Annotated in this window: 7 protein-coding genes; 6 read left to right on the top strand and 1 reads right to left on the bottom strand. The window is 63.0% G+C overall.

The genetic code is table 11. The features are described from left to right. Both AC1DHD_RS13115 and AC1DHD_RS13110 read left to right on the top strand, forming a co-directional pair. A partial coding sequence (locus AC1DHD_RS13115) for a permease (RefSeq protein WP_476880133.1) occupies positions 1-817 on the top strand: 817 nt, incomplete at its 5' end. After that, a complete protein-coding gene (locus AC1DHD_RS13110) occupies positions 807-1,550 on the top strand; it encodes a TIGR03943 family putative permease subunit (protein ID WP_476880132.1) in 744 nt (247 codons plus the stop codon). The genes AC1DHD_RS13115 and AC1DHD_RS13110, both read left to right, overlap by 11 nt. A 35-nt stretch (positions 1,551-1,585) precedes the next feature. Here the strand turns inward: AC1DHD_RS13110 and AC1DHD_RS13105 are convergent, their stop codons facing one another. Next, complete coding sequence (locus AC1DHD_RS13105) at positions 1,586-2,788, bottom strand: IS110 family RNA-guided transposase (protein ID WP_476880131.1); 1,203 nt, start codon at positions 2,786-2,788, stop codon at positions 1,586-1,588. 495 nt (positions 2,789-3,283) lie between these two features. Here AC1DHD_RS13105 and AC1DHD_RS13100 point away from each other — a divergent pair, with 495 nt between their 5' ends. The 4 genes from AC1DHD_RS13100 (at position 3,284) to AC1DHD_RS13085 (ending at position 6,275) form a co-directional block, all read left to right on the top strand. Next, complete coding sequence (locus tag AC1DHD_RS13100) at positions 3,284-4,564, top strand: IS110 family RNA-guided transposase (protein ID WP_476880130.1); 1,281 nt, start codon at positions 3,284-3,286, stop codon at positions 4,562-4,564. 79 nt (positions 4,565-4,643) lie between these two features. Next, entirely contained in the window at positions 4,644-4,997 is a 354-nt protein-coding gene (locus AC1DHD_RS13095) for an ArsR/SmtB family transcription factor (protein ID WP_476880129.1), read from the top strand. Next, positions 4,990-5,463, top strand: coding sequence for an SRPBCC family protein (locus AC1DHD_RS13090; protein ID WP_441410705.1), 474 nt, complete (start codon positions 4,990-4,992; stop codon positions 5,461-5,463). Before AC1DHD_RS13095 ends, AC1DHD_RS13090 begins: the two co-directional genes overlap by 8 nt. Next, complete coding sequence (locus AC1DHD_RS13085; RefSeq protein ID WP_476880128.1) at positions 5,460-6,275, top strand: alpha/beta fold hydrolase; 816 nt, start codon at positions 5,460-5,462, stop codon at positions 6,273-6,275. Before AC1DHD_RS13090 ends, AC1DHD_RS13085 begins: the two co-directional genes overlap by 4 nt. Positions 6,276-6,325: the final 50 nt, after the last annotated feature.

Raw genomic sequence — 6,325 nt, 5'->3', positions numbered from 1 at the left:
CCTCGGGATTTTGGTCTCGATCCTGGTGCAAATTTGGCTGCCCGCCGACTTTCTCTTCCGCCGGCTGCCGGCCTCGCCCGTCCTGCGGCGCTTGCTGCTCTCCCTGCTGGGGATGCTGATGCCCGTGTGCGAATGCGGAAATGTCCCGATGGCGCGCGGGCTGATGGTCAACGGGCTGACGGTGGGCGAATCAATGACGTTTCTGTTCGCGGCCCCCATCCTGAACCCCATCACGATCATCACCACCCAGCAGGCATTCGGGTGGGACAACGGCATCCTGGCGGGGCGGATCGCCGGGGGGTTCTTCATCGCCAACCTTGTCGGCTGGATGTACCGGGACCGACCGACCGGAAGCGTTCTAACGCCCGGATTCGAGCAAACCTGCGCAACCGAAGGTCATCACCACCGGACCGAAGGAAAAGTCAGGCAAAGTATCCAACTCTTTACCCGGGAAACGAACGCGATGATGCCGGCCCTATTCATCGGCGCAGGACTGGCCGGACTCATTCAGGTCGGCATCCCGCGGGAAGTGATGGTGACGCTCGGCAGTGACCCCGTATGGTCCGTGCTGGCACTGATGGCCCTCGCCTTCGTGGTCGCCATCTGTTCCACCGTCGACGCGTTCTTCATTCTTTCCTTCGGTGCGACGTTCCTTCCCGGCGCGGTGGTGGGATTCCTCGTGTTCGGTCCGATGATCGACGTGAAGATGCTCGCCCTGCTGCGCACCACGTTTACGACCAAAACCCTGCTCCACCTGACCTTGGTCATCGGGCTCTGCTCCGCCGTGCTGGGATGGGCGGTGAACCTTGCTTTTTAAAGGCTTCGCCGGCCGCCACGGCGTGATGCTCAGCCTGATCGGGATCATCGCGACGCTCTGGCTGGCAATCACCGGCAAACTCGACCTGTATATCCACCCGCGGTACACCGTTTTCACCGTGACCATGACCCTGATCGCGGCCTCAGCCGCCCTGTCCGCGTTCGTCATGGTCCCAGCAGCCCACGACCGACACCCGGAACCAGCAAAGACACCCGGCCGCCTCCGGGCAGCCGGCAGCCTGCTGATCGTGTCCGCCGCCCTTATCGGCCTCTTGTTCCTACCGCCGGCAACCTTGAGCTCCGCCGCGGCCAATCAGCGGGACCTAAACGTCTCGGGCACCCTGGGCCGGTACCAGACCAGCACCCTGATGGCAGATGATCCGGCGACCTTCRACATCCGCGGCTGGGCGTCGTTACTGCGCTACAGCCCCGGAGACGCCTACTTCACCGGTAAAACAGCTACCGTCACCGGGTTCGTCACGGCGGACAAGGACGACCCCGCCAACACCTTCTACGTCACCCGCTTTGTGGTCACCTGCTGCACCGTCGACGCGCAACCGGTGGGTGTTCCCGTCCACCTCCCCGGCTGGCAAAAACTCTACAAAACCGACAGCTGGGTCACCGTCAGCGGCCAATTCAGCCCCAACCCGGGGCATGACAGCGCCTCCCATCTTCTTCTCAACCCCGGACAGATCGCCGCAACCACCCAACCCCAACAGCCCTACGTCTACTAGAGGCAATCCGCACGCCGGACCGCAGGGCGGGCCCGTCACGGGGCCGGGCGGGCTCCCAGCGCCGGGCCCGGAGTGTAGGGGGTGCCGTCGTGGAGCATGGCCCAAAGGACGTTCAGCCGCCGTCTGGCGAGGGAGAGCATGGCCTGGATGTGGGTTTTCCCTTCGGTGCGTTTTCGGTCGTAGTAGGTCCGGGAAGCCGGGCAGCTTTTCAGCGCCGAAAGCCCGGAAAGGTAGAAGACGCGCAGCAGCCTGCGGTCGTAGCGGCGAGGCCGGTGGTGGTTGCCGCTGATTCTCCCTGAATCCCTGGGGGCCGGTGCCAGTCCTACGACGCCGGCGAATCGGTCGGCGGTCTGGAAGACGGTGAGGTCACCGCCGGTGGCGCCAAGGAACTCGGCGGCCAGAACTGGTCCGAACCCTGGCATGCTCAACAGCACCTCGGTGTGCTGGCGTTCGGTGACTTTCTCGCTGATCAGTGCATCGAGTGCGGCGAGTTCCTCGTTCAGGGTCAGGATTTCCCGGGCGAGTGCGGCGACGATCTGTTCCCCGAGGTGCTGGGCCGGGACGGTGGTGTGCTGGGATTTCGCGGCCTCGACGGCGGCTGCGGCAACTGCTGCGGAGGAGCGGGTGGCGTGTTTCTTCAGCCAGGCGTGCAGCCTGGTTTGGCCGGTGCGGCGGATCCCGTCCGGGGTGCGGTGCTTGGTCAACAGCAGCAGCGCTCCTTTGGAGCGGCTGTAGTCGAAGGCCCGTTCCAGGGCGGGGAAGTATTCGAGCAGCTGGGCCTGCAGGCGGTTGATTGCCCGGACCCGGTCCGCGGATTTGTCGGCCCGCCGGGCGGTGAGGATCCGCAGCCCGGTGCTGACCTCGTCACCGGCCCGCAGGGGTTGGAGGTCTTTGCGCATCCTGGCCTGGTCGGCGATGACGGCGGCGTCTTTGGCGTCAGTCTTGCCATCGCCACGGTAAATTTTGGAGGCGTGGTGCACGGTCCGGCCGGGAATGTAGAGGATGTTCTGGCCGTGGGCGACGAGGATGGCGATCAGCAAGGCCGGTCCCCCGTGGTTCAGGTCGGTCGCCCAGGTGACCTCATCTCCGGCCGCGAGTTTGAGGACGTTGACGATGAGGTCCAGCAGGGCTGGTTCGTCGTTGGGGATTTTCTGCGAGAGCAGCCGTGTTCCGTCGGCGTCGATCACGACGCAGTGGTGATCGACGCCGACGTCGATTCCGGCCCACAATTTTGTCAAAACAGCCTCCAGTCTGTCGGATGGGTGGAACCCGGCAGATAACCGCGCCGTCGTGTCCTTATCCGGCGATCATGTCGCGTTTCTCAATCAGCGGTCGGGTCATCGCGTGGTGGCGGGTGGCCAATCCTTCGGAGCCGTCACGGATGAAGCCGTCCGGCCACAGCAACAAAGCCATACCCGCCTCCCCTGGGTAGCCACGACCCTACAATGGCCGCGGAACTTCACCCGGTAACAACATAAGGACAGCAGCCAAAAAAGCGGTAATACTGGAACAGTCCTTGAGCCGGCGTGACCCAGCCAAAAATTGACGTACCAGGCGGCACTGTCTTCCCGACGATCTGTCCGCCGGCTCAAGGTCCGTTAAAAGGGGTGTCGGGCCAGGCGGACATGACCTCATAGGAGCCTGATACGACCAGTCCCATTACCGTTTTGTCTGCCCACCTGGCCCGCGCCCGATCAATCAGCATTCGACGCGACTGAGGGGCAATTTCCATCTTGGCAAGCGAACCAATAAAAGTCATCGCGGGTATCGACACCCACGCCGACACACACCACGTAGCCGTGATCAACGAACACGGCAAACCCCTTGCAGACAKGGAATTCCTGGCCGTGGGATCCGGATACCGGAAAATCATCGACTTCATCACTTCCTACGGCACAGTCGTAGCCGTCGGGGTCGAAGGAACAGGCTCCTACGGTGCCGAACTCGCCCGAACTCTTCGGGGTGAAGGGCTCACCGTGCTGGAGGTAAACCGCCCGAACCGGGCCGCCCGTCGCCTCAAAGGGAAGTCAGACCCGTTGGATGCCTACCAGGCCGCCAAGTCCGTGCTCGAGGGGCGGACCAAGGCGATCCCTAAGGCCAAAGACGGCCCCGTCGAATGCCTGCGGATCGTACGTTCCGGGCGCGCATCAGCCATCAAGGCCCGCACTGCGGCCATCAACCAGATCAAGGCGCTCCTCGTTTCAGCCCCGGACAAGATCCGGGCGAAATACCGGGCACTGGCCACCTCAGCGCTGATTCCTGCCCTGCAGCGCACGAGACCTTCCGGGCATATGGCTGACCCCGAGTACGTGACTCTGCTGACGCTCAAGGCGTTGGCAGCCCGATGCCAAGCGCTGGGAACGGAAATCGCGGCTGCTGACGCTGCACTCAAGGAAATCCTGGACGGCTATGCTCCGATGCTTTGTGATCTCCCAGGAGTCGGAACCGAAGTGGCCAGCCAGTTGTTGATCACCGTCGGGGACAATCCGGACCGTCTGGGGAACGAGGCCCAGTTCGCTTCGCTCGTCGGCGTCGCCCCGGTGCCAGCCTCATCGGGCAAGACAACCCGCCACCGGCTCAGCAGGGGCGGCGACCGCAGCGCCAATAATGCCTTGCACCAGGTTGTTCTGGTGCGCATGGRCTCGTGCCAACGGACCAAGGAGTACGTGGCTAAACGCACGTCAGAGGGAAAGAGCAAACGCGAAATCATGCGCTGCCTCAAACGCTACGCAGCCAGGGAAATCTACCGTCAGATCACCAATCCCCGGCCCGCACCCGACAACTCCGACCTCCGCCGCAGGCGGACAGACCTCGGCATGACCTTAACGACCGTCGCCGGCGAACTTGGTCAATGGGTTTCCATCATTTCGCGTCTGGAACGCGGACATATCCGCAACGATGCCCTGGCCGGCGCCTACCGGAAATGGCTCATCGACCAGGCCGAAATGCCACGCCGCACACCTCCGACGACAGCTGCAGCAAGGACAAATGCGTTACCGGGCGCCGTTAGCTGAGACTCAAGGCTTGACGCTTTACTCAAACCAGACTTACTCTAAAACCACAAGGTTATATAACGACAAGGTTATGGTTTTGATGCTTGATGAATTGAGTGCAGTGTTCGCGGCGTTGGCCGATCCGACTCGGCGGGCTATTCTGCAGCGGCTCGCTGACGGTGACGCGCAGGTGTCCGACCTCGCGGCGCCTTTCAGGATCAGCCAACCGGCGATTTCGAGGCATTTGAAGGTATTGGAAAATGCTGGCCTGATCTCCCGGAACCGGGTAGCGACTGCCCGGTTCAGTCATCTGGAGCCCGACCGGCTTAAGGAAGCGAGCGAGTACATGGAGCGGTACAAGAAGTTTTGGGGTGAGTCCTTCGACAAACTCGACGGCGCGCTGGCCTCGTTTCAGCGCGACACCCCACCTACGGGAAAGGGCCGAGATGTCTGAGGGGCGCCAGCAGGAAGTCACAGAACACGATGTTTTCATTTCCCGCTCTTTCGCCGCCCCCAGGGACACGGTCTGGCGGTTCTGGACCGAACCCCAACTCCTCGCCTCATGGTTCGGGCCTGAAGGAGTTCACGTACCCGTGGACAGCATCATCGTGGAGCTCGTGGAGCAGGGCCGGTGGGAGTTGACCATGGTCGACAACGCTACCGGGGCCAGCCACCCCATCCGGGGGCGCATCACCGCCTTTCAGGCACCGGAATCCCTCGAGATTCAACTGACAGCGCTGACCGAGGCTGGGCCCGTGGACGACGTCGTGCTGCGGCTTCAGTTCCACGATCACGGCGACCGGACGCGCATGACCCTCCATCAAGGCCCGTTCACCGACGAGATCCGGGACATGACCCACGCCGGATGGATACTGTCCTTCACCAAACTCGACACCCTCCTCGAAAGGCCCACAGCATGAAAACCAGCGCCGCCCAAAGCCAGGTCACCCAGATCACCTCAGCGGACGGAACCCCCATCTCCGTCGAACACATCGGCTCCGGCCCCTCCCTGGTCCTGGTTGACGGCGCCTTCTGCGGCCGGTCCTTCGGCCCGGCGCGGGCCCTGGCCACCACGCTGGCCGACTCCTTCACCGTGTACTTCTACGACCGTCGCGGCCGCGGCGACAGCGGTGATACACGGCCCTACTCCGTGGAACGCGAAATCGAAGACCTAGCCGCCGTCATCACCCATGCGGGCGGAGACCCCTACGTCTATGGCATCTCCTCCGGTGCGGCCCTCGCCCTCGAAGCAGCAGCGGCGGGTATCCCGATGCGCAAGCTCGCCACCTACGAGGCCCCCTACACGGGAATCGGGAACGTCGACGGAACGCCCGTCGACCACGCCGGGCACCTGAACTCACTGCTCGCCCAAAACAAGCGCGGCGCGATGGTCTCCTACTTCTTGGTCAAGATGATCGGCGTCCCTGCATTTGTGCCCCTCATGCTGCGCCTCATGCCAAAGATCTGGAAGAGCCAAAAGGACGCCGCCAACACCCTCCCCAATGAAATTGCCGTTACCAACAACTTCACCGCACCCACCGGCCGGTTCGCCAAAATCACGGTGCCGACCCTTGTCATGGTCGGTGGAAAAGCCGCCCCGGTCATGACCTCAGCTCAAGCAACAACAGCCGCCGCGATCCCCCAGGCCCTTCACCGCACCMTCGAGGGCCAAACACACCAAGTCTCAGACGCAGCAATGGCAGCCGAACTCCGCGGGTTCTTCACCAACTGACCCGTTGACCACTCTCACCAAATTCATTTCGCCCACAGACCGGAATAGAC

Source organism: Arthrobacter sp. 05L45_2, from assembly GCF_056397525.1.
Note: the sequence above shows the minus strand (reverse complement) of the source record. Positions and strands in the feature narration are given on the sequence as shown.

What these genes read in the sequence shown, in the direction of transcription:
- AC1DHD_RS13095 (WP_476880129.1), top strand. Translation starts at nt 4,644, where the DNA reads ATGCTTGATGAATTGAGTGCAGTGTTCGCGGCGTTGGCCGATCCGACT.
- AC1DHD_RS13090 (WP_441410705.1), top strand. Translation starts at nt 4,990, where the DNA reads ATGTCTGAGGGGCGCCAGCAGGAAGTCACAGAACACGATGTTTTCATT.